General features: G+C 64.8%; 16 protein-coding genes and 2 tRNA genes. 11 read left to right on the forward strand and 7 right to left on the reverse strand.

The window, feature by feature from the left end; all coding sequences use genetic code 11:
- Nucleotides 1-40: 40 nt before the first annotated feature.
- The 9 genes from recJ to phoB all read left to right on the forward strand — a co-directional run bounded on the left by recJ (nucleotide 41) and on the right by phoB (nucleotide 8,379).
- Nucleotides 41-1,828 (forward strand): single-stranded-DNA-specific exonuclease RecJ, encoded by a 1,788-nt coding sequence (recJ, locus tag NSO95_RS08510; RefSeq protein WP_257595766.1) that lies wholly within the window; start codon nucleotides 41-43, stop codon nucleotides 1,826-1,828.
- 81 nt (nucleotides 1,829-1,909) lie between these two features.
- Nucleotides 1,910-1,984, forward strand: a tRNA-Glu gene (locus NSO95_RS08515).
- Nucleotides 1,985-2,028: 44 nt separating this feature from the next.
- A tRNA-Glu gene (locus NSO95_RS08520) sits at nucleotides 2,029-2,103 on the forward strand.
- Nucleotides 2,104-2,173: 70 nt separating this feature from the next.
- Nucleotides 2,174-3,367 (forward strand): sensor histidine kinase, encoded by a 1,194-nt coding sequence (locus NSO95_RS08525; protein ID WP_257595767.1) that lies wholly within the window; start codon nucleotides 2,174-2,176, stop codon nucleotides 3,365-3,367.
- Nucleotides 3,368-3,534: 167 nt separating this feature from the next.
- A complete protein-coding gene (gene pstC, locus NSO95_RS08530; RefSeq protein WP_257595768.1) occupies nucleotides 3,535-4,920 on the forward strand; it encodes a phosphate ABC transporter permease subunit PstC in 1,386 nt (461 codons plus the stop codon).
- On the forward strand, nucleotides 4,913-6,163 hold the full coding sequence (pstA, locus tag NSO95_RS08535; RefSeq protein ID WP_257595769.1) for a phosphate ABC transporter permease PstA: 1,251 nt from the start codon (nucleotides 4,913-4,915) through the stop codon (nucleotides 6,161-6,163). The genes pstC and pstA overlap by 8 nt, the downstream gene beginning before the upstream one ends.
- A gap of 38 nt (nucleotides 6,164-6,201) precedes the next feature.
- Nucleotides 6,202-6,948 carry a phosphate ABC transporter ATP-binding protein PstB gene (pstB, locus tag NSO95_RS08540; protein WP_257595913.1) on the forward strand — a complete coding sequence of 249 codons (747 nt, stop codon included), beginning with the start codon at nucleotides 6,202-6,204 and terminating at the stop codon, nucleotides 6,946-6,948.
- Nucleotides 6,948-7,619, forward strand: coding sequence for a phosphate signaling complex protein PhoU (gene phoU / locus NSO95_RS08545; protein ID WP_257595770.1), 672 nt, complete (start codon nucleotides 6,948-6,950; stop codon nucleotides 7,617-7,619). Before pstB ends, phoU begins: the two co-directional genes overlap by 1 nt.
- Before the next feature lie 70 nt (nucleotides 7,620-7,689).
- Complete coding sequence (gene phoB / locus NSO95_RS08550) at nucleotides 7,690-8,379, forward strand: phosphate regulon transcriptional regulator PhoB (RefSeq protein WP_257595772.1); 690 nt, start codon at nucleotides 7,690-7,692, stop codon at nucleotides 8,377-8,379.
- Between the two features lie 3 nt (nucleotides 8,380-8,382).
- Here phoB and NSO95_RS08555 read toward each other — a convergent pair whose 3' ends face one another.
- From NSO95_RS08555 to NSO95_RS08570, 4 genes are all read right to left on the reverse strand, one after another.
- Nucleotides 8,383-9,039 carry an extensin-like domain-containing protein gene (locus NSO95_RS08555; RefSeq protein WP_257595773.1) on the reverse strand — a complete coding sequence of 219 codons (657 nt, stop codon included), beginning with the start codon at nucleotides 9,037-9,039 and terminating at the stop codon, nucleotides 8,383-8,385.
- Nucleotides 9,040-9,116: 77 nt separating this feature from the next.
- Nucleotides 9,117-13,046, reverse strand: coding sequence for an error-prone DNA polymerase (locus NSO95_RS08560; protein ID WP_257595774.1), 3,930 nt, complete (start codon nucleotides 13,044-13,046; stop codon nucleotides 9,117-9,119).
- Nucleotide 13,047: 1 nt separating this feature from the next.
- Nucleotides 13,048-14,514 carry a UdgX family uracil-DNA binding protein gene (locus NSO95_RS08565; protein WP_257595775.1) on the reverse strand — a complete coding sequence of 489 codons (1,467 nt, stop codon included), beginning with the start codon at nucleotides 14,512-14,514 and terminating at the stop codon, nucleotides 13,048-13,050.
- A 238-nt stretch (nucleotides 14,515-14,752) separates the two neighbouring features.
- Nucleotides 14,753-16,009: a putative DNA modification/repair radical SAM protein gene (locus NSO95_RS08570; protein ID WP_257595776.1), complete on the reverse strand. Its 1,257-nt coding sequence runs from the start codon at nucleotides 16,007-16,009 to the stop codon at nucleotides 14,753-14,755.
- A gap of 139 nt (nucleotides 16,010-16,148) precedes the next feature.
- On the opposite strand from NSO95_RS08570, the gene NSO95_RS08575 reads away from it, so the two are divergent.
- A complete protein-coding gene (locus NSO95_RS08575; protein ID WP_257595777.1) occupies nucleotides 16,149-16,976 on the forward strand; it encodes an alpha/beta fold hydrolase in 828 nt (275 codons plus the stop codon).
- A 46-nt stretch (nucleotides 16,977-17,022) separates the two neighbouring features.
- On the opposite strand, the gene NSO95_RS08580 is transcribed toward NSO95_RS08575, so the two are convergent.
- Nucleotides 17,023-18,618 carry a DNA polymerase Y family protein gene (locus NSO95_RS08580; RefSeq protein ID WP_257595915.1) on the reverse strand — a complete coding sequence of 532 codons (1,596 nt, stop codon included), beginning with the start codon at nucleotides 18,616-18,618 and terminating at the stop codon, nucleotides 17,023-17,025.
- Entirely contained in the window at nucleotides 18,512-19,318 is an 807-nt protein-coding gene (locus tag NSO95_RS08585) for an ImuA family protein (RefSeq protein WP_257595778.1), read from the reverse strand. The genes NSO95_RS08580 and NSO95_RS08585 overlap by 107 nt, the downstream gene beginning before the upstream one ends.
- Before the next feature lie 125 nt (nucleotides 19,319-19,443).
- Here NSO95_RS08585 and NSO95_RS08590 point away from each other — a divergent pair, with 125 nt between their 5' ends.
- The gene (locus NSO95_RS08590) at nucleotides 19,444-19,926 is read left to right on the forward strand and encodes a pyridoxamine 5'-phosphate oxidase family protein (RefSeq protein ID WP_257595780.1); all 483 of its coding nucleotides are present in this window, start codon (nucleotides 19,444-19,446) and stop codon (nucleotides 19,924-19,926) included.
- Nucleotides 19,927-20,009: 83 nt separating this feature from the next.
- Here NSO95_RS08590 and NSO95_RS08595 read toward each other — a convergent pair whose 3' ends face one another.
- A complete protein-coding gene (locus tag NSO95_RS08595; RefSeq protein ID WP_257595781.1) occupies nucleotides 20,010-21,587 on the reverse strand; it encodes an amino acid permease in 1,578 nt (525 codons plus the stop codon).
- Nucleotides 21,588-21,593: the final 6 nt, after the last annotated feature.

Here is a 21,593-nt window from a genome sequence, read left to right on the forward strand (position 1 = left end):
CGGCCTTTCAGTGGACCATCCGGCGGTGTACTAACCTGCGATGGCATCGCGCACCCAATCCCCGGTCTTTGGAATCACCCACTCGCTTTCCGGCAAGGCATGGCACTGGCGCGGCGGCAACATGGACCTTGGCGATGGACCGGCGGACGGCCTCGACGACATCGTCACCCAGCTGCTGCTGGCGCGCGGGGTTGCGCGGGACGATCTCGATCGCCAGCGAAACCCGACCTTGCGTGGCTTCCTGCCCGACCCTTCGCTGTTCCGCGATATGGACCATGCAGCCGAGCGGATTGCACAGGCTGTCCTCTCCGGCGAGAAGATGACGATCTACGGCGACTACGACGTGGACGGCGCGACCAGCGCAGCACTGCTTGTTCGACTGCTGCGCATGCTCGGAACGCAAGCCCACTATTACATCCCCGACCGCCTGCTCGAAGGCTACGGGCCGAGCGGGGAAGCCCTAGTCCGTCTGGCCGATCAGGGATCGACGCTGATCGTGACCGTCGATTGCGGCGCGATGGCGTTCGAGGCGCTCCAGATGGCGCATGACGCGGGCGTGGACGTGATCGTAGTCGATCACCACAAGTGCGCCGCCGAGCTTCCCAGGGCGGCCGCGCTGGTCAATCCGAACCGGCTCGACGAGGCGGACGAAGCTGCGGCGCACGGCCATCTGGCTGCGGTCGGGGTTGCGTTCCTGCTCGGCGTGGCACTGATCCGGACCCTGCGCGAGCGGAAATATTTCGACACCCGGCAGGAACCGGAGTTGCGTTCGCTGCTCGACCTCGTCGCGCTTGGCACCGTAGCGGATGTCGCGCAATTGCACGGGCTGAACCGGGCTTTCGTGGCACAGGGCCTGAAGGTGATGGCGAAGCGCGACAACATCGGCATGGCGGCACTCATCGATGCAAGCCGGTTGAAGCGCGCCCCGGTCTGCAGCGACCTCGGCTTCGCGCTCGGTCCGCGCATCAATGCAGGCGGGCGCGTGGGCGAATCGACGCTGGGCGTGCGATTGCTGACCACCGAGGACCCCGAAGAAGCGCGGCAGATCGCCGCTCAACTCTCTACGCTCAATGAAGAACGTCGCGCGATCGAGGCAGCGGTGCAGGAGGCCGCCGAAGAGCAGATCACCCAGCAGCACAACCGCTCTGTCGCAGTGCTCTCGGGTACGGGTTGGCACCCCGGCGTGATCGGGATCGTCGCCGGGCGCATCAAGGAGAAAACTGGAAAGCCTTCGCTGGTGATCGCGCTCGACGCGGAAACGGGTCAAGGCAAGGGTTCGGGCCGCTCTATCGCTGGGGTCGACCTCGGCGCTGCAATCATCGCCGCGCGCGAGGCTGGCATGTTGGTCGCGGGCGGAGGGCACGCGATGGCGGCAGGCCTCACGATCGATGTTGATCGCCTCGATGAATTTTCCGATTGGCTCGAAGACAGATTGGCGAAGGCGGTATCGAGCGCTCGCGGCCTGCAGGCGCTCAAACTCGACCTTGCGGTGGCGCCGCGCGGCCTTTCGCCGCAACTGGTCGAGACGCTTGAGCTGGCGGGTCCCTACGGGGTTGGCTGGCCGGGCCCGAAAATTGCCGTGGGGCCGGTCCGTCTGATCAAGTGCGATATCGTCGGGACCGATCATCTGCGCCTGGTCGTCAGCGGAGATGACGGCGGTTCGCTGAAGGCGATCGCTTTCAGGTCCGCCGAGACCGATTGGGGGCAGGCATTGCTGCACGGCGCGCGGGGCCGGAAGCTATGGCTCGCAGGCCGGGCAAAGATCGACGACTGGGGCGCAAGACCGGCCGCCGAATTGCATCTCGAGGATGCGGCCTGGGCGGACTGATCCGAAAAGCCGCGACGAGGCTTGACGCGGGCAGCCTGCGCCCCTAATTGCGCCGCCACGCCACCGACCCGGCAACGGGATGGCCCCTTCGTCTAGCGGTTAGGACGCGGCCCTTTCACGGCTGAAACACGGGTTCGATTCCCGTAGGGGTCACCATCGGTGGCGTTGCCGTTTCCGCTGCCCACGCGCGCGCGACAGATGGCCCCTTCGTCTAGCGGTTAGGACGCGGCCCTTTCACGGCTGAAACACGGGTTCGATTCCCGTAGGGGTCACCACTTCCACCTGTCGAAAAAGTTTGGCCGCAGCGGTAGAACGCTGCCCAATCGGTGGCTAAGGACATGCCCGATGCAAAAGCGCGGTGCCTTCCCCTGGGCCGGGTCGATCCTGGCAGTCGCTACCTGCGTGACCATTTACTGGACGACCGGTCAGTTCATGCTCTCCGCTGCGGCGTTGATCGTCTGGCTCTGCACCCTGTGGCTGGCATATTGGACTCCGCCCGAAATCCAGCGGGTGACCGAAGTGGAAGCTTATGATGTCCAGCGGGTCTCGCGGCTGATCGAAAATTCCGGCGCGCCCATCTTGGTCACCAGCCGTAACCGGATCATCGTCGCCAACCAGATGGCCCGCAAGGTGCTCGGTGCCCATGTTATCGAGCAGGATGCCCGCGTCGCCTTTCGCCAGCCCGAAGCGATCGCCCTGATCGATCAGCGCGCGACCGGGCGGGCGCGGATCCGCGGGGTCGCCCGGCGGCGCGATGTATGGCTGTTCAATCGCCAGCAGCTGGACGACGATCTCGCGGTAATCGAACTGATCAACCAGACCGCAGAGGAAGACATCAGCCGCGCGCATACGGATTTCGTCGCGAATGCCAGTCACGAACTGCGCACCCCGCTCGCTTCGATCATCGGGTATGTCGAGACCCTGCTTGAAGGTGAGCCTCCTGCAACGCCGGAGATCCGGCAGAAATTCCTCGGCACCATCCTGAATGAGGCGAACAGGCTGCAGGGCCTGGTCAGCGACCTGATGTCGCTCTCGCGTATCGAGGCCGAAAAGCATGACCGGCCTCAGGAAATCGTTCTCCTCAAACCGTTGATCGAAAAGGCGTCGATGGATGCCGCGGGGCTGGAGCGGCAGCCCCGGCTCGACTTTCAACTGGATGCCGATCCCACGGTATCGGGCGATCCGCGGCAGCTGGAACAACTGGTCCGCAATCTGGTCGACAACGCATTGAAATACGGCGATCCCGCCAAGCCTGTCACGATCGCGCTGAGCACGACCGACAATCAGGAAGCCAAGCTGGCGGTAATCGATCGAGGCGATGGGATCGCGAAGGAACACCTGCCGCATCTCACCCGCCGCTTTTACCGGACCGATCCAGGGAGGAGCCGGGCGTCGGGCGGCACAGGCCTCGGGCTAGCCATCGTCAAGCACATCGTGGAGCGCCACGCAGGGCGGCTCGACATCACCAGCCAGCAGGGTCAGGGAAGCACCTTCACCGTTCGCATCCCGCTCAACGAGGTTTCGCCCGAGAACGTGTAATATTTGCGTCACAAAACTTCCACAGGGGACTTCTAGGTGGCTATGGCCCTTCCCAAGATTCGCCTGCAACAGCGATCCAACCCAATTCGGACAGACCGACCTTGCAACAGACGGCAATCATGACTGCACCAGCGCCCGGCGCTTGCGGCTACGGCGCGGAGGCCTGATTGTCGGGTCCGATCCTGTTCCTTCTTGCACTGGGGCTGGGGCTGGCGGGCTGGATCGCCGGTCGCGCGCGCGCATGGGCGTTTCGCAAATCGGTCCCGGATGGGCGGCTCGCATCGTTGCCGAACTATCATGCGTGGTACGTCGCCTTGTGGATTGCCGTTCCGGTTGCGCTGTTCGCCGTAGTATGGTCCGCCACTGCACCTTCGCTCATCCTGCAGTCGGTACTTTCGACGCCCGAAGCTTCGCAGCTGCCGGCATTCGGGTTCCAGCGCGACAATATCCTACGCGAGGCGCAAGCCGTGGCCTCCGGGGCAGCCCCTGCCGTATTCAATGAAGCCGCAAAACCGCTGATCGAGCCGTTCCGTGAGGCAATGGCACGGTACAATCTGATGGGTTTTGCCGCTGCGCTGGTGATCGCATTCCTTGCCGGTGCTTTTGCCTATCTCCGGCTCAAGCCCGATTTCGCTGCCCGCACGCGCGTCGAACGGGCGGTGATGTTCGCCCTGCTTCTGGCCTCGCTCGTCGCCATTCTAACCACGCTGGGCATCGTCGCCAGCCTGGTGTTCGAGACCGTGCGGTTCTTCGGAATGGTCAACCCGATCGACTTCCTGTTCGGGACGCAGTGGAATCCGGACCCGATGAGCGGCGCGGATAATCCCGATGCATCGCGCTATGGGGCCATCCCGCTGTTCTGGGGCACCATCTTCATCGGCGCGATCATTGCCATGATCGTCGCGATCCCGCTGGGGTTGATGAGCGCGATCTACCTCACCCAATATGCCGATCCGCGGCTTCGCAAGTGGCTGAAGCCCGCGCTCGAGATCCTCGCAGGTGTACCGACCGTGGTCTACGGCTATTTCGCCGCGCTGACCGTCGCCCCGATGATCCGCGATCTCGCGCAATCGGTCGGGATCGAAGGGGCGTCGAGCGAAAGCGCGCTCGCTGCGGGGATCGTCATGGGGGTGATGATCATCCCGTTCGTTTCATCGATGGCAGACGATTCGATCGCCGCAGTGCCCTCGGCGATGCGCGACGGAAGCCTGGCGATGGGCGCTACACGGTCGGAAACGATCAAGCGCGTGCTCATCCCCGCGGCCCTTCCGGGCATCGTGGCCGGCATCATGCTCGCCATCAGCCGCGCGATCGGCGAAACGATGATCGTGGTGATGGCCGCCTCAACCGCCGCCAATCTCTCGGCCAACCCGTTTGATTCGATGACCACGGTAACCGTGCAGATCGTCGCCATGCTGACCGGCGAGGCAAGCACCGAGCACCACACCACACTGAGCGCCTTCGCCCTCGGCTTCGTGCTGTTCCTCGTCACCCTCGCGCTCAACTTCATCGCACTGCGTGTCGTGAGGAGGTTCCGCGAAGCCTATGAGTGAGCGTACGCCCCCTACCCGCACACCGGCTTTCGAGGCGCGTCTGCGCAAGCGCTACGCGTCCGAGCGGCGGTTCAAGCTGCTCGGCCTTGGCGCTATCCTGTTCTCGGTCGGGGTCTTGGCGATCCTCCTTGTCAACATGGCATCGAACGGCATCGGCGGCTTTCAGCGGACCGAACTCGCGGTGCCGATCGACCTCGCCCAGAGCGGAATCGCTGCCGATCCGCTTGCCATGGCGCAGCCGGGGGCGATCCAGAGCCTCGAAGCCCAAGGGCTGCCCGAAGTCGTCGCCATGAGTGCCGAACAGGCGCTCGGTCCGAAGGGCGCAGAGGAACTCAATGCGAGCGCCTGGCGCGAAGTGGCGGAGGCGCTGGTCGACGATCCGTCGCTCGCCACCCGGTCAGAAACGTTCTGGCTTCCGGCAACCCGCGGGCTTGCTGCGGCGCACGTGGGCGGAGGCTCACCAGAGTTGCAATCCGTCGCCCAGGAACTCGCGGCCTCGGGCAAGATCGAGCGCAATTTCGATGGGGGGTTCCTGACCCGCTCAGATGCAACCGATCCGCAGGCCGTCGGCATTTGGGGCGCGCTCAAGGGGTCGATGCTGACAATGATCGTCACCCTGCTGCTGGCCTTTCCGATCGGGGTGATGACCGCGCTCTACCTCGAAGAATACGCGCCGCGGAACCGCTGGACCGATGCAATCGAACTGTCGATCAACAACCTTGCGGCGGTCCCCTCGATCATCTTCGGTCTGCTGGGCCTTGCCGTTTTCCTGTTCCTGTTCCCCAGCCTGCGTTCCGCTCCGATCATCGGCGGCATGACGCTCGCCCTGATGACCATGCCGGTGATCGTCATCTCCGGGCGCAATGCAATCAAGGCGGTGCCGCCATCGATCCGCGATGGCGCGCTGGCGATCGGCGCATCGCCGATTCAGGTCGTGTTCCACCACGTCCTCCCGCTGGCCCTGCCCGGCATCCTGACCGGGACCATCATCGGCATGGCGCGCGCTTTGGGTGAAACCGCGCCGCTGCTGATGATCGGCATGCGCGCCTTCGTCGCCACGCCGCCCGATGGATTCACTTCGCCTGCCACGGTCCTGCCGATGCAGATTTTCCTGTGGTCGGACGAAATCGATCGCGGCTTCGTCGAACGGACATCTGCCGCTATCATCGTGCTTCTGCTGTTCCTCCTCGCGATGAACGGCCTCGCCATCTACCTGCGCAACAAGTTCGAGAAAACCTGGTGACCCGAGTCCACGACAACCTTGAACCGGCCGAAGCCAAGATGGCGGCGAACCACGTGTCCGTTTTTTACGGCGACAAGGCGGCGATCGACGACGTCTCGATCGAGATCCCCAACGAATATGTCACCGCCTTCATCGGCCCCTCGGGTTGCGGCAAATCGACCTTCCTGCGCTCGCTCAACCGGATGAACGACACCATCCCCTCGGCCCGGGTCGAAGGCGAGATTACCCTCGACGGGGAAGATATCTACAAATCCGGAATGGATGTCGTGCAACTGCGCGCGCGGGTCGGCATGGTGTTCCAGAAGCCGAACCCGTTTCCCAAGTCGATCTACGAAAACATCGCCTACGGCCCCAAGATCCACGGTCTGGCAAGCGGCAAGGCGGAACTCGACGAGATCGTCGAGCAATCGCTCCGCCGTGCGGGGCTGTGGGAAGAAGTGAAGGATCGGCTCGAAGACAGCGGTACGGCCCTTTCGGGCGGGCAGCAGCAACGCCTGTGCATCGCGCGCGCGATCGCGGTCGATCCCGAGGTGATCCTGATGGACGAGCCCTGCTCCGCGCTCGATCCGATCGCCACTGCAAAGATCGAGGAACTGATCGACGAGATCAGCGGACGCTATGCGATCGTGATCGTCACCCACTCGATGCAGCAAGCCGCACGCGTTTCGCAGCGGACGGCCTTCTTCCACCTCGGAAAGATCGTGGAATATGGTCGCACTTCTGACATATTCACGACCCCGCTCGAGCAGCGGACCCAGGATTACATTACAGGACGGTACGGTTGATGTCGGAACATACAGTCAAAGCCTTCGACGAGGACATCACCCGGCTGCGCGGCCTGATCGCGGAGATGGGCGGCTTGGCCGAACTGTCGATCCAGGAGGCGCTCGACGCGATGATCCGCGGTGACGACGAGCTGGCCGAGGGCGTTATCCTGCGCGACAAGAAGATCGACGCGATCGAGGCCGAGGTCGACAAGCTGGCCGTCCGCATCATCGCATTGCGTGCGCCGATGGCGGACGATCTGCGCGAAGTTATCGCCGCGCTCAAGATCGCCGGGGTGGTCGAGCGGATCGGCGACTATTCGAAAAACATCGCCAAGCGCGTCGGCAAGATCGAGGGTCGTGGCACTTTCGAGCCGCTCACCCTGCTTCCCGCGATGGGCGAGATCGCGGCCGAGATGGTGCATGATGTGCTGACCGCCTACGCCGCGCGCGATCCCGTCCTGGCGAGGGAGGTGATCGCCACCGATGAGAAGGTCGATGCGTTCTACAACAGCATTTTCCGCAACGTCGTCAGCTATATGGTCGAGAATCCGAAACTGATTTCGAGCGCGGCGCAGCTGCTGTTCGTGGCCCGTAACATTGAGCGCATCGGCGACCATGCCACCAACGTAGCCGAAATGGTGCATTTCGCCGCTACGGGTTATTACCCTCCCGACGAAGACTCGGCGTGACATTTTCTTGTCGTGAAGCCGTAACAATACTGGTGCGGTAAGGGGTCGAACGAATCGAGGCCCGCACGTCATGCCCAATGCCAAACTCCTGCTTGTCGAAGACGATCCGGCACTGTCGGAATTGCTCGAATTTCGCTTCGCCAACGAGGGCTACGACGTTCGTGTGACTGCGGATGGCGACGAAGCGCTGGTCCTCGCGGCGGAGGATGTCCCCGATCTAATCATCCTAGACTGGATGATCGAAGGCACCAGCGGCATCGAGGTGTGCCGCCGCCTACGCCGCGCGAAGGAAACCGCGCATGTGCCGATTATCATGCTCACCGCGCGCGAGGCGGAGGATGACCGTATCCGCGGGCTCGAAACCGGGGCCGACGATTACCTGACCAAGCCGTTCAGCCCGCGCGAACTGCTCGCGCGCGTCGCCGCTGTGATGCGGCGTATCCGCCCTGCTCTCGCCGGCGAATCGATCGAGGTCGGCGATATCCGGCTCGACCCGGTGGCGCATAAGGTCGAACGGCGCGGTCGTACGCTCCAGCTCGGCCCGACCGAGTACCGCCTGCTCAAGTTCTTCATGGAGAGCCCCGGCCGGGTGTTCAGCCGCAACCAGCTGCTCGACGGAGTATGGGGCACCGGCAGCGATATCGAACTGCGCACCGTCGATGTCCATATCCGCCGCCTGCGCAAGGCGATCGAGATGGACGGCGCGAAGGATCCGATCCGCACCGTGCGTTCGGCCGGCTACGCGCTCGAGAATGCCTGAAATCTAGCGGCAGACCCCGCCGATCCCGCGCTGCTCCTGATCGAGGTGCAGGTGGTCGGCATGCGCGGCGTTGTAGTCGGGCGACAGGACGGTGCCGAAGCTCTCGCAGGCGCTATCCCGCACCTGTTGGAGGAAACGCGCCTTTTCTGCATCGCCCACCCAATCGCCCAGCACACCGATGCGGGTTCCGTCGGCAAGGACGAAGGCCGAAATGTCGATCGCATTGCCCGTGGCGTGCTGGCTCCACGGCCCGTCGTCGCGGCCATAGAGGCGGCGGCAGCTATAGGCACCGAAATGTTCGATACTCTCGACGGGTTGGGCGAAGATTTTCTCCGCCGCGGGCTGCACGCCGTTTTGCAACCACAGCTCGAACGCAGCGGCTACGGCGCAGGTCGTGGGCGGTTGCGCGGGGGCTAGCGGAGACTGCGCCAGCACGGTGCGATCGGTCCGACCGCATGCGCCTTCGCCTGCAGGATCGAGCACTGTAAAGGCGATCTCGCTCCGTTCCAGCACCGCCCGACATTGCACCGGATTATCGCGCAAGTCAGCGATCTTGCCTGACGTCGCCCATCCAGGCGGGTCGCGCAAATCGAGCGGAGCCCAGGGGTTGTGGCCGGGGTTGTCGCGCAGCCAAGCTTGCGCTGCGAGACCCAGCCCCATTATCGCCAATAGAGCAAGGGCCGCCCGGTCCCGGCGCATCGGTCCGATACCGCGCGCAATGGTCCAGCGGCCGTCGCTCAATGGAAGTCCCGCGATTTCGGGATGATCCGCACGTCGCGCGGATGGCCCTGGTGATAGCCGCATTCGCGATTGCCCGGCGGCGGCTCCTGCCATGGCTCGACCGGTCGGTAAGGATCGTCGCTGCCCTCGCGCAGATCGTCGCGCGGATTGGTCTTGCCCGAGGGTAGCGGCGAATTGACATGATCCGCCCGGGCCAGCGGCGCGTCGAGCATATCCTCCGACAGGCGGTAGAGTTCGTGGCTCGCATCGGTCATGTGCTGGGCGATGACGTGGATCACCTCGTCGTCGTACTCGACCCTTCCGCGAACCTCCATCAGGCGTGAACCCATCACCACACGACGTTGTTTTTCCTTGAGATCGGGCCAGACCACGAGGTTGATCACCCCGGTCTCATCCTCCAGCGTGATGAAGCACACGCCCTTGGCGCTGCCGGGCCGCTGGCGGATCAGCACCACCCCGGCCACCTGCACCGTCGAGCGGAACTTGCGATCCCGCAGGTCGCAGGCGCGCACGAATCCGCGCTCGGCCAGCGCCGGGCGCAGGAACGCCATCGGATGCGCCTTCAGGCTGAGCCGGGTGGTCTGGTAATCGGTGACAACCTCTTCGCTGAGCGGCATGGCTGGGAGCATGGTGGGCTTACGCTCGGCCCCCTCTTCGCGTTCCTGCGCGGCGCGGAACAGCGGCAGGTCGGGCGCGGAAACGAGGCTGCGCGCATCCCACAGGGCTTGACGGCGCGACAGCCCCAGGGAGCCGAAACAGTCTGCGCTGGCGAGCCGTTCGACATGCGCAGGCCCGATGCCCGCACGATCTCGCAGCGTCATGACGTCATCGAAAAATCCCTGATTTTCGCGGCTTTCTATCAACCGGGCGGCAACATGTTCGGGCAAGCCATCGACCTGCCGCAGGCCGAGCCGTAGGGCAATGTGCTTGTCCTGCCGCCCTTTGTCATATTCACGCGGAGACGCGGAGACGCGGAGGGAAGAAGATGGGGCGCTCGCAAAGGCGCAAAGGCGCGAAGAAGGCATGCATGCGGCGAAGCCGCCTACCCATTCGGTAGATGCTTCAATCCGTGCTGTTGCCGCTTCGCGGCAGAATTCCTTTGCGCCTTTGCGCCTTTGCGAGCGTGAAAATCTCCGCGTCTCCGCGTCTCCACGTGAATCCACAACTTCCAGCGTGCAATCCCACTGCGAATGATTGACATCGACCGGCAGCACCGTGACCCCATGCTCGCGCGCATCACGCACGATCTGCGCCGGGGCATAGAAGCCCATCGGCTGCGAATTGAGCAGCGCACAGCCGAACGCCGCCGGGAAATGGCATTTGAGCCAGCTGCTGACGTAGACGAGATGCGCGAAGCTCGCCGCGTGGCTTTCGGGGAAGCCGTATTCGCCGAACCCCCGGATCTGGTTGAAGCAGCGCTGCGCAAACTCGCGGTCGTAGCCGCGGTCGACCATCCGTTCGACCATCATGTCCTGCAGTTCGTCGACCATCCCGCGGCTGCGGAAGGTCGCCATCGCCTTGCGCAGCCGGTTCGCCTCGAGGCTGGAGAACTTCGCCGCATCGAGCGCGATCTTCATCGCCTGTTCCTGGAAGATCGGCACGCCCAGGGTGCGCTCGAGAATGCTGCTGAGCTCGTCGGGCGGGCCGTGTTCCGGGCTTGGTGCCGGGATGATAACTTTCTCCGCCCCGCGGCGGCGCTTGAGATAAGGATGGACCATGTCGCCCTGGATCGGACCGGGGCGGACAATCGCGACCTGGATCACAAGATCGTAGAATTCCCGCGGCCGGAGCCTCGGGAGCATGTTCATCTGCGCGCGGCTCTCGACCTGGAATACGCCGAGCGAATCTCCCTTGCGCAGCATGGCGTAAGTCTCCGGGTCCTCGCGCGGGACACTGGCCAGCTCGAGCCGCCTTTCGTGATGAATTTCAAGCAGATCGAGGCATTTCCTGATGCAGGTCAGCATGCCGAGCGCAAGCACATCGACCTTGAGGATGCCCAGCGCCTCGATATCGTCCTTGTCCCATTCGATGAAGCTGCGATCGGCCATCGCCCCGTTGCCGATCGGCACGGTTTCGGTCAGCGCGCCTTCGGTGAGGATGAAACCACCGACATGCTGCGACAGATGGCGCGGCATTCCAATCATTTGCTCGGTCAGCTTGAGAACCCGGCGCAGGTGCGGATCGGTCACGTCCATGCCGGTTTCGGCGACATGCGCCTCGCCGATCTCGCGCCCCCACCCGCCCCACACCGTCTTGGCGAGCGCGCTGGTCACATCCTCGCTCAGCCCCATCGCCTTGCCGACCTCGCGGATTGCCATGCGCGGGCGGTAATGGATCACCGTGGCGCACAGCCCGGCGCGGTGGCGGCCGTATTTGCGATAGAGGTACTGGATCACCTCTTCGCGCCGTTCGTGCTCGAAATCGACGTCGATATCGGGCGGCTCCTTGCGTTCCTCCGAGATGAAGCGGTCGAACAGCAGCGCGTGCTTGGCCGGATCGACGCTGGTGATGCCGAGGCAATAGCAGACCGCCGAATTGGCCGCGCTCCCCCTCCCCTGGCACAGGATCGGCGGATCCTGCCCGCGCGCGAAATCGACGATATCCTTGATGGTGAGGAAATAGCGCGCGAGATCGAGCTTGGCGATCAGCGCGAGCTCGCGCACCAGCGTCGCCTGCACGCTTTCCGGCACGCCCGAGGGATAGCGCCCCTGCGCGCCTTCGAAAGTAGACTTTTCAAGGAATTGCTGCGGCGTCATGCCGTCGGGGTAGATTTCCTCGGGGTATTCGTAGCGCAGTTCCTCGAGATCGAAGTCGCAACCATCGGCGACTGCGCGCGCCGCCGCGATGGCATGGGGCCAGCGTTCGAACAGGCGGCACATCGTCTCGGGCGATTTGAGGTAACGCTCGCCATTGCCGTGCAGCAGGTGCCCTGCCTTCGCCACGGTTGTCTTGTGGCGGATCGCGGTCATGACATCCTGCAGCGGGCGGCGCTGGGGCGTGTGGTAGTGGACATCGTTGGTGGCGAGCAGCGAGAGGCCGTTGGCCTTCGCCAGTGCGTCGAGCCGGTCGATCCGGGCGATATCGTCCCCGCTGTGGAGATAGCTCGCGGCCAGATGGCGCAGCGTGGGAAGCTGCGCTGTGAGATGGAGGAGGATTTCCGGAAACTTCGCCGTCAGGCTGGTTGTTTCACGCGGAGACGCGGAGACGCGGAGATTTTCACGCTCGCAAAGGCGCAAAGGCGCAAAGGAATTCTGCCGCGAAGCGGCAACAGCACGGATTGAAGCATCTACCGAATGGGTAGGCGGCTTCGCCGCATGCATGCCTTCTTCGCGCCTTTGCGCCTTTGCGAGCGCCCCATCTTCTTCACTCCGCGTCTCCGCGTCTCCGCGTGAAGCCTTCAGTGGAAACGGCACAACATTGCTCGGCACCGCGATGGTGAACCGCTGTTCCAGATCGCGCGGCGGTAGCAGGATCAGCTGCACATCCTCGGCATGGTCGGCCAGCATCGCCAGCGAGATGTCGCATGTGCCCTTCTCTTGCCATTCGCCGTCGAGCGTCTGCATCCGCCCGGCCGAGATCAGGCGGCACAGGCACCCGTAGGCCGCGCGGTTCTTCGGATAGGCGAGGAAGGCCAGGCCCTCGACTGTCTCTATTCTGCAGCCGATAAGCGGTTTCAATTTCAGCGTTTTCGCCTCGGTATGAAGACGCACGACCCCGGCCATGGTGTTGGCATCGGCGATCCCGATCGAGTCATAGCCGAGCGCCCGCGCGGTCATCGCCAGATCGACCGCATCGCTCGCCCCGCGCAGGAAGCTGAAGCAGCTGACCACCCCCAGCTCGACGAAAGGCGCGCGCGGAGGGGGATCGATCAGATCGGGATCGAGTTCGATCCGGCGTTTGTCTGGCGTAAGCGGGGCTTCGGGCATCTCACGCCGCCAGTTCCCGCATCCGGCTGCGGACCGCAGCAAGATCGCGCGCGAAGAGTTCCGCCTGTTGCTCTGCCGCATCGCCGTCGAGCCGCAGCAGGTAGGAAGGGTGCGCGGTGATCCACAGCTCGCTGCCATCCTCCAGCGTGGTCGGCGTGCCGCGCGCCTTCGAAATACTCACCGTCTTGCCGAGCAGGCCGCGCGCCGCGCTCGCGCCCAGGGCGAGCACCAGCTTCGGCTGCACCAGCCTGCGTTCGCTCTCGAGCCACCAGCGGCAGGTGTCGATTTCCTTCGCGGTCGGCGACTGGTGCAATCGCCGCTTGCCGCCCTGAACGATCCTGGGGACGAATTTGAAGTGCTTGACCGCATTGGTCAGATAGGCCGCACTGCGGTCGATCCCCGCGCGCGCGAGGTGCCGATCGAGCAGCTGCCCGGCCGGGCCGACGAACGGCCGCCCCTCGACATCCTCCTGGTCGCCCGGCTGCTCGCCGACGATCATCAGCCCCGCATCGCGTGGCCCTTCGCCCATCACCGCGCGGGTGCACAGCTCGCCGATCGGGCACAGGCGGCATTGCGCGATCCCGCTCTCCACCTGGTCGAGCGTTTCGGGGGGCGGCAAGGTCTCGCGGCTGCCGGTCGCGACCATCTGCGATTCGCGCCTCTGCGCGCCCGCGACCAGTTCGGGGATCAGCGCCGCCTCGGGCATGTTGGCCCAGTATTTCTTCGGCATTTCCTTCAGCATCGCGCCGACCTTGAGCCGCGCAGGATTGAAGATCGAGGCATAGTATTTGCGCCACAGATCCTCGGCCGGATCGCCGCTCGGCGCGTCGGACCGTTCGGCCGGCGGGCCTTCGGACAGCACTTTCGTATCCCAGTGCAGGCAGCCCCGGGGCGTCAGGATCGACCATTTCATATTGGCGAAGCGGCGGATGAAGAAGCCTGCGTTGGCGCGCACGATATGATGGTCGGGCTCGAACCATGCGACATAGTGCTCGCCCGCTTCCTCCTCGTCGCTTTCGACCAGGCGGAAACGGACGAAGGCGTGCATCTTGTGGCTATCGCGCCGCACGTTCTTGTCGAGCTCCTCCGCCCGGCGCACGTCGGGATCGCTCTTGTCCTCCATCAGCCGCGGGTTGGCCTGCAACCGCCACAGCAGGCGGTAGAGCAGCGCGAACCGCTCGGGATCGGAATGGAGCGCGGCGTTCTTCGCCACCGCGAGGAAGCGGCGGCTGGCCCGCACCGGCACCGTATCGCGCGGCGGAAGCGGCAGACGCTGTGCTCCGCGGGAGGGGCCGTCCTGCGCGAACAGGTCCGACGTGCCGCCGGGTTCGATCCACGCCACCCGGTCGGGCGGAACGTCGCACTGCACCAGCTGGCGCGCGCGTTCGCGCCAGAAGTCGAAATCGTCCGGCTCGGGCAGATGCACCGCGTAATAGGCACCGAGCGTGACGTTCTGCATGGCGGTCATACGCTGCTCTGGGAGAAGGGTTCACGCGGAGACGCGGAGATGCGGAGTTTTTTGCGCTCGCAAAGGCGCAAAGGCGCAAAGAAGTTCGACCGCAAAGCGGCCATATCTCCTCTCGAAACTTCACCAGAATGAGGAAGCGGCTTCGCCGTATGCGTGCATTCTTCGCGCCTTTGCGCCTTTGCGAGCGAAACCCCTCTTTTCCTCCGCGTCTCCGCGTCTCCGCGCGATCCCCACCCGCTCATGCCGCGAACAGCTCCAGCTGTTCCTGTTTCGGTGCAAGCAGGCGGCGCAGGTCCGCGCGGTCGGTCAGCAGGGTCGGACGCCAGTCGGTGGTGCAGATGAACGGGCGGACCTTGGCGATCGACTGGGTCAGCCGCGCGACGTCGTCCAGCCGCAGCGAATGATGACGTCGTGCCGCAATGATCCGGTTTACCGCCGTGACGCCAAGCCCCGGCACGCGCAGCAATTGTTCGCGGCTGGCGCGGTTGACGTCGAGCGGGAAGCTGTCGCGGAACTTGAGCGCCCAGGCGAGCTTGGGATCGATGTCGAGCGGCAGCATGCCGTCATCCCCCGCCGCCTGCATGACTTCGCCCGGCTGGTAGCCGTAAAACCGCATCAGCCAGTCCGACTGGTAGAGCCGGTGCTCGCGAATCAGCGGCGGGCGCTTCAATGGCAATACCGCGCTGGCATCGGGGATCGGCGAGAAGGCGGAGTAATAGACCCGCCGCAGCCGGAAGCCGTCATACAGCCGGCTCGCCTTGCCGACGATATCGGCGTCGCTCGCCCCGTCCGCGCCGACGATCATCTGGGTCGACTGACCCGCCGGGGCGAAGCGCGGGGCGTGGCGGAACCGCTTCTTCGCATCCTTCGCCTCGACGATGTCGGCCTTGGTCTTCGCCATCGCGCCTTCGATCTGGCGCGCGCTCTTGTCGGGCGCGAGGCGGGTCAGCCCGCTGTCGGTCGGCAGCTCGACATTGATCGAGACCCGGTCGGCATAGAGCCCCGCCTGATAGACCAGTTCCGGGTCCGCCTCGGGGATGGTCTTGAGATGGATATAGCCGCGGAAATCGTATTCCTCGCGCAGGATGCGCGCGGTCTCTACCAGCTGCTCCATCGTGTGGTTCGAGCTCTTGACGATGCCCGAGGAGAGGAACAGCCCCTCGATATAGTTGCGGCGGTAGAAGGCGATGGTGAGATCGGCCACCTCCTGCGGGCTGAACCGGGCACGGCGCACGTTCGAGCTCTTGCGGTTGATGCAGTAATGGCAGTCGAACACGCAGTGGTTGGTCAGCAGGATCTTGAGCAGGCTGATGCACCGCCCGTCGGGCGCATAGGCATGGCAGATGCCCATCCCCTCGGTCGAGCCGATGCCGCCCCTGCCCTTTGGTCCACCCAGCGAGTTCTTCTTCGCCGTGCCGGACGATGCGCAGGAGGCATCGTATTTCGCCGCATCGGCCAGGATGCCGAGCTTCTCTATCGTCGATAACTGACCCATTTGTTCTTTATATGTTCCTGCTGCTGATTCCGCCAGCTTTTTCGCGCGCAGACACCGCTCTCGCACGAGTGGCAGCGATTGACGGAACGCTCGCGCGTCACCCGCATTCCAAAGGGACAAACAAGATCCAGGAGACACCATGCCCAATTTCATGACCCGCGACGGCACTTCCATACGCTACAAGGAACTGGGCGAAGGCCGACCCGTCATCCTGATTCACGGATGGCCGCTTTCCGGCGACAGCTGGGACGCAGTCATGATGGCTCTGGCCGACAATGACATGCGTGCCGTCGCCTACGACCGCCGCGGTTTCGGGCGCAGCGACCATGCCCCGTCCGGTTATGATTACGATACCTTCAGCGACGATCTGGCAGACCTGATTGGCTATCTCGAGCTGACCGACAACATCGGCGTGGCCGGCTTCTCCATGGGGGGCGGCGAGATCGCTCGCTATATGAGCCGTCATGGCGGAAAGGGAGTGACCGCTGCGGCGCTGATCAGTTCGGTGGTGCCCTACATGCTAAAGACGGACGACAATCCGGATGGCGTGCCGCAAGAGACCTTCGACACGATGACGAAAGGTATGAAAGACGATTTTCGCGCCTTCTTCACCGGCTTCTTCGAGGATTTTTACGGTGTCGGCGGACCGGGCACCCAAGTCTCCGAGGAGGAGCGTCACTGGGCATGGCTGACCGCGATGAAGAGCTCGCAATACGCAACACTGCAATCGGCAGCCGCCTTTGCATCTACCGACTTCCGACCGGACTTGCCGCATTTCAAAGTTCCGACGCTGGTGGTCCATGGCACGAACGACCAGACCGTGCCGATCGACGCTACGGGTCGCGCCGTGGCCGAGCAGGTCGAAGGCGCTACTTTGATCGAATACGAGGACGAGCCGCACGCCGTTTTCGCAACGGTCACGGATCGGCTGGCTGACGATCTGGTAGATTTCTTCTCCAACAACTGATGGTTCGGAAGCACAAGGCGCGCTTCAACGAGGCGCGCCTTGTCCGTCAAGCGCACAGCCCCTGCAGGAACCATTCGGGCAGGCCGCCGCGCCCGTCGCCGATCAGGCCGTGGCGGTAGATCCAGTAGCGCCGCCCCTCCCCGTCCTCGATCCGGTAATAGTCGCGCAGGCGGACGGTCGATTTCTCGCGCCACCATTCGGGCGCGATGCGCTCCGGCCCTTCGACCCGCGCCACATCATGCACCTGGCCGCGCCAGCGGAAGCGCTGCGGATAGCCGTCGGGGGTGGCGTAGAGCACCGTGATCGGTTCGGCCCGGTCGAGCAGCTTGAGCGGACGGGCGTGAAAGCGAAGCTCTTCCTGGCTTGCGGGTTCGGGGGCCATGACCGGCTGCCAGCGTTGTGCGCGCTCGGGTATGTGGCTGGCGAAGGGCATCGGGCGCGATATCGCTCTCGCCCCGAGCCGCACCGACAGCCGGTCGACCAGGGCCGAAAGCGAGGTGCCATGCCGCTCCGCCGCCGCCTCGACATCGGCCTGTTCCAGCGCCAGCGGCTCGGCCCAGCTGGCGCGCAGGCGCACCGTCTCGATCCCGAAACCGGCGTCGATACCGTCGAGCTTGGCGGCGAACAGGCGGCAGATATGCGCCGGATCGCGGGTCGCGGCAGAGAGTTCGAGCGCGCGCACGGCAACCTCCCCGTCGACCCGCCACAGGCCGAGTTCGAGCCGCCGCGCGCCCTTCGCCTGCGCTTCGAGCTCGCGCGCCATATCCTCCGCCAGATCGGCCAGCACCTGATCGAGCAGTTCGCGATGCCGGATCGGTTCGAGCAGGCGGCGCTGCACCAGCGGTGCCTGTTGCGGGACGACCGGAACCAGCGGCTCGGGCACCCGGCCGAGCAACTGATCCATCCGGATCAGCGGGTTGGCGGCGGGCGAACGGCGATTGCGGAAACGGCGGTGGAGCGCGTCGCGCCCGACCGTCCCCAGTTCGCCCAGGCGCTTGAGGCCGAGTCGGCGCAGCACCGTCAGCACATCGTCGTCGAGCCGCAATGCCGCGACCGGCAGGCCGGACAGGCGCATCTCCGCATCGTCATCCGGGGCGAGGATCGCCCGCTCCGGCCCGAAGTGCGACAGCGCCCAGGCCGCACCCGCCGTCGGGGCGATCGCGAGCCGCACCGTCAGGTCGCGCGCGGCAAAGGCCGCCTGCATGTCCGTCAGCAGCCTCTCCTCTCCGCCGAACAGATGGGCGACCGCGCTGACATCGACCAGCACCCCGTCGGGCGGGTCGAGCGCGCTCCACGGCCCCCAGCGCTGCGCCCACAGCGCGGTCTTCTCGAGGAAATCGAGATCGCCTGCCGGATCCGATGGGGCGACCCTGATCGCGGGGCACAGCGTGCGCGCATCGGCCAGCATCATGCCCCGCTGCGCCCCTGCGGAGAGACCGGCATCGTTCGCCGCCTCGATTCGCGGGCCGTGGGCGGTCTCGACGATCAGCGCGGTCGGCTCGGCATCGCCCCCCTCGCCGCGCGCGCAGCCTGCGCTAGCCCGCCAGCGATCGACCGCCAGCCGCGAAAGCCAGGCCGACAGGATGCGGCGCGGCTGAGCGGTCGACCGGGCGGCTGGCGAGGCGGTCGGCGGTGAGGACATCTCCGTCATCGCTTATGGTCCATTTTCCGGGAGGATGGCTGCGGGCGCGGAACAGTTCGGCCTGCCAGCGCGGTGCACCGGGGGCCTGCGTGTTCCATTGCGGCGGGCGCGAAGGCGCAGGGCGAACCTCCCACCGCATCCGCGCGGAGGAGAGATCGCGCGCGGCATCGAGCCTTACCAGCCACAGCGGGACCCCGTGCTTCTCCGCCGTCAGGCTGAGCCGGCGCGAGGCGGTGAAATCGAGCGCCTTGGGATTGCCCGCCAGTTCGCCGATCACGCAGGCCACCTCGCGGCAGCGCAGCCCTTCCTCCAGCGCAAACAGCAGGTCCTGCGGCTTCTCCGCCAGCACATGGACCAGCCGGTGCTGCACCGCCTGCGGCAGACCGGGCCGATAGGGCCGCCCGCCGAGCCGCGCCGCCGCCCGGTCCTGCACCCACAATATCGCGCGGCGGTCTTCCGCCTCGGCCACCTCCCCCGCCGCCTGCGAGCGCAATTCGTCGAGCGCTAGCGACAGCGCCAGCGCGGACCCGACGGCATCGCGCCCGCTGGAGAAGACCTCGCTGTGCCGTGCGAACCGCCCCTGCGCGGCCAAACCGGGCTTCCAGCCCTTGCTGCGCACGGCGGACAGCGCCGCCACATCGGCAGCCGCCACGGGCGCAGTGGGATAGGAAGAGGTTGGAGGCATGGCGGAACGACTCATATGTTCCGCTTATGTTCTATATTTCGTCAGGTTGCAATTCATCGCGCTGCGCTTTGTCCCGGCGCAGATGCCGGAACAGTCCTCATCGTGGGAGGTTGCAGAAGTACAACCCAAGGAGACCCCAAATGACCCATCACGCCACCCCCAACGAACTGAAGCAGACATTCTGGCGCTCGCTGGCGGATTCGCCGTTCCTGTTCCTTCAACTCGACGGACGCTCGGACACTTCGGTGCCGATGTCCGCCCAGCTCGACAAGGATGCCAACAGCGCGATCTGGTTCTTCACCCAGAAGAACAGCAGCTTCGCCCAGCTCGGCGCCGTGACTGCAAGCTTCGCCGACAAGGGCCACGACCTCTTCGCCCGGTTCACCGGCACGCTTTCGGTCGAGACGAGCCAGGAGCGGTTCGAGCAGCTGTGGAACAACTTCGTCGCCGCGTGGTACGATGGCGGCAAGGAGGATCCCGACATCCTGTTCCTGCGCATGGACCTCGGCGATGCCGAAATCTGGAGCGGCGACCTGGGCCTGCTCACCACCGCCAAGATGGCGTTGGGAATGACTGTCCACGACGAGGCGGAAAAACAGCACGCCGACGCCGTCCCGCTCTGACCGAACTTAGGAATAAAACCGACGTGCAACGAAAAAGGGCCGCCCCATCGGGCGGCCCTTTCATCTTCGACTGATGCTTGTCGTCAGTTCTTCGGTTCGTCGATCGGCAGCATGGTTTCATGCCCTGCGACGTCATCGACCACTTCGACGATGCCGCGCCCGAGGTGGCTGCGACCCCGCCCATAGGCGAAGTAGAACACCGCCCCGATCGCCGTCCACACCGGCAAGACGATCATCGCGTCGAACGGCAGGTTGAAGAACAGGAACAGGCAACCGGCAATCGTCAGCGGGCCGACGATGATCAGGCCGGGCACCCGGAACGGACGCTCGCGGTTCGGCTCCCTGCTGCGCAGCAGCATGACCGCGATCGCCACCATGAAGAACGCATACAGCGTCCCGGCATTGGCGATATCCGCCAGGGCACCGACCGGAAGGAAAGCGGCCGCAATAGCCACGACAACGCCGGTGATCGCCGTAACGATATAGGGCGTCTTCCACTTCGGGTGCACCGCAGCCAGCTTCTCCGGCAGCAGGCCGTCGCGCGCCATCACGAAGAAGATGCGGGTCTGGCCGAACAGCAGGATCAGAATGACCGACGGCAGCGCCAGGAACGCTGCAATGCCGAGCATGTTGCCCACGCCGGAGAACCCGATCTGGCGCAGCACATGGGCCAGCGCCTCATTCGAACACACCAGCTGTCCGGCGTATTCGGGCATGGCGCACTGGCGTGCGAGCTCTTCCGAACCGGCGGGGAACGGAATGCCGTTCGGCCCCATGATCGGCTGCCCACCGATGGTGCCCACAGCACCCGCAGCGACGAGGATGTAGAAAATGGTGCAGATCAACAGCGAGCCGACTAGGCCGATCGGCACGTTGCGTTGCGGGTTCTTGGTCTCTTCCGCCGCAGTGGAAACGGCGTCGAAGCCGACATAGGCGAAGAAAATCGTCGCCGCCGCGCCGACCGCACCGATGCCGCTGCCGAAACCGCCGAAGATCCCGGCAGGAAGGAACGGATTGAACTTGTCCGGATCGAAGTATGCACTGGTCAAAGTGAGGCCGATGAAGGCGGTAAGAGCGGTAATCTTGATCGCTACCAGCACGGCATTGACCCGGGCGCTTTCGGTCGTGCCAATCATCAGCAACCAGGTAACCAGCAGCGCAATCACCAGCGCGGGGAGATTGATCAGCCCGCCCTCGGCCCCGCCTAACGCCAGCGGCCCGGCACTGAGCCAGGCAGGCAGACTGAAACCGAAAAATTCGTTCAATATCGTCCCGGTAAAATACCCCGACCATCCGACCGACACGGCTGAAGCCGCGATCGCGTATTCCAGCACCAGCGCCCAGCCGACCGTCCAAGCGAGAAACTCGCCCATCGTAGCATAACTATAGGTGTAGGCAGAGCCCGCGACCGGGATCATGGCAGCGATTTCGGCATAGCACAGCGCGGCGACGATGCAGACCGCGCCGGCGATGACGAAGGCCAGCATCAGACCCGGCCCGGCCTTTTGCGCGCCGGCCGAAGTCAAAACGAAAATGCCGGTACCGATGATGCAGCCGATGCCGAACAAGGTCAGCTGCACCGCACCGAGCGAGCGGTGCAGCGACTTCTTCTGCGCCGTCGCCAGAATGGCGTCCAGCGGCTTGATCCTGTCAAGGAACATCAAGAT

It is taken from the genome of Parerythrobacter lacustris, assembly GCF_024626475.1.
In the GTDB taxonomy this organism is placed as follows: Bacteria; Pseudomonadota; Alphaproteobacteria; order Sphingomonadales; family Sphingomonadaceae; genus Parerythrobacter_A; species Parerythrobacter_A lacustris.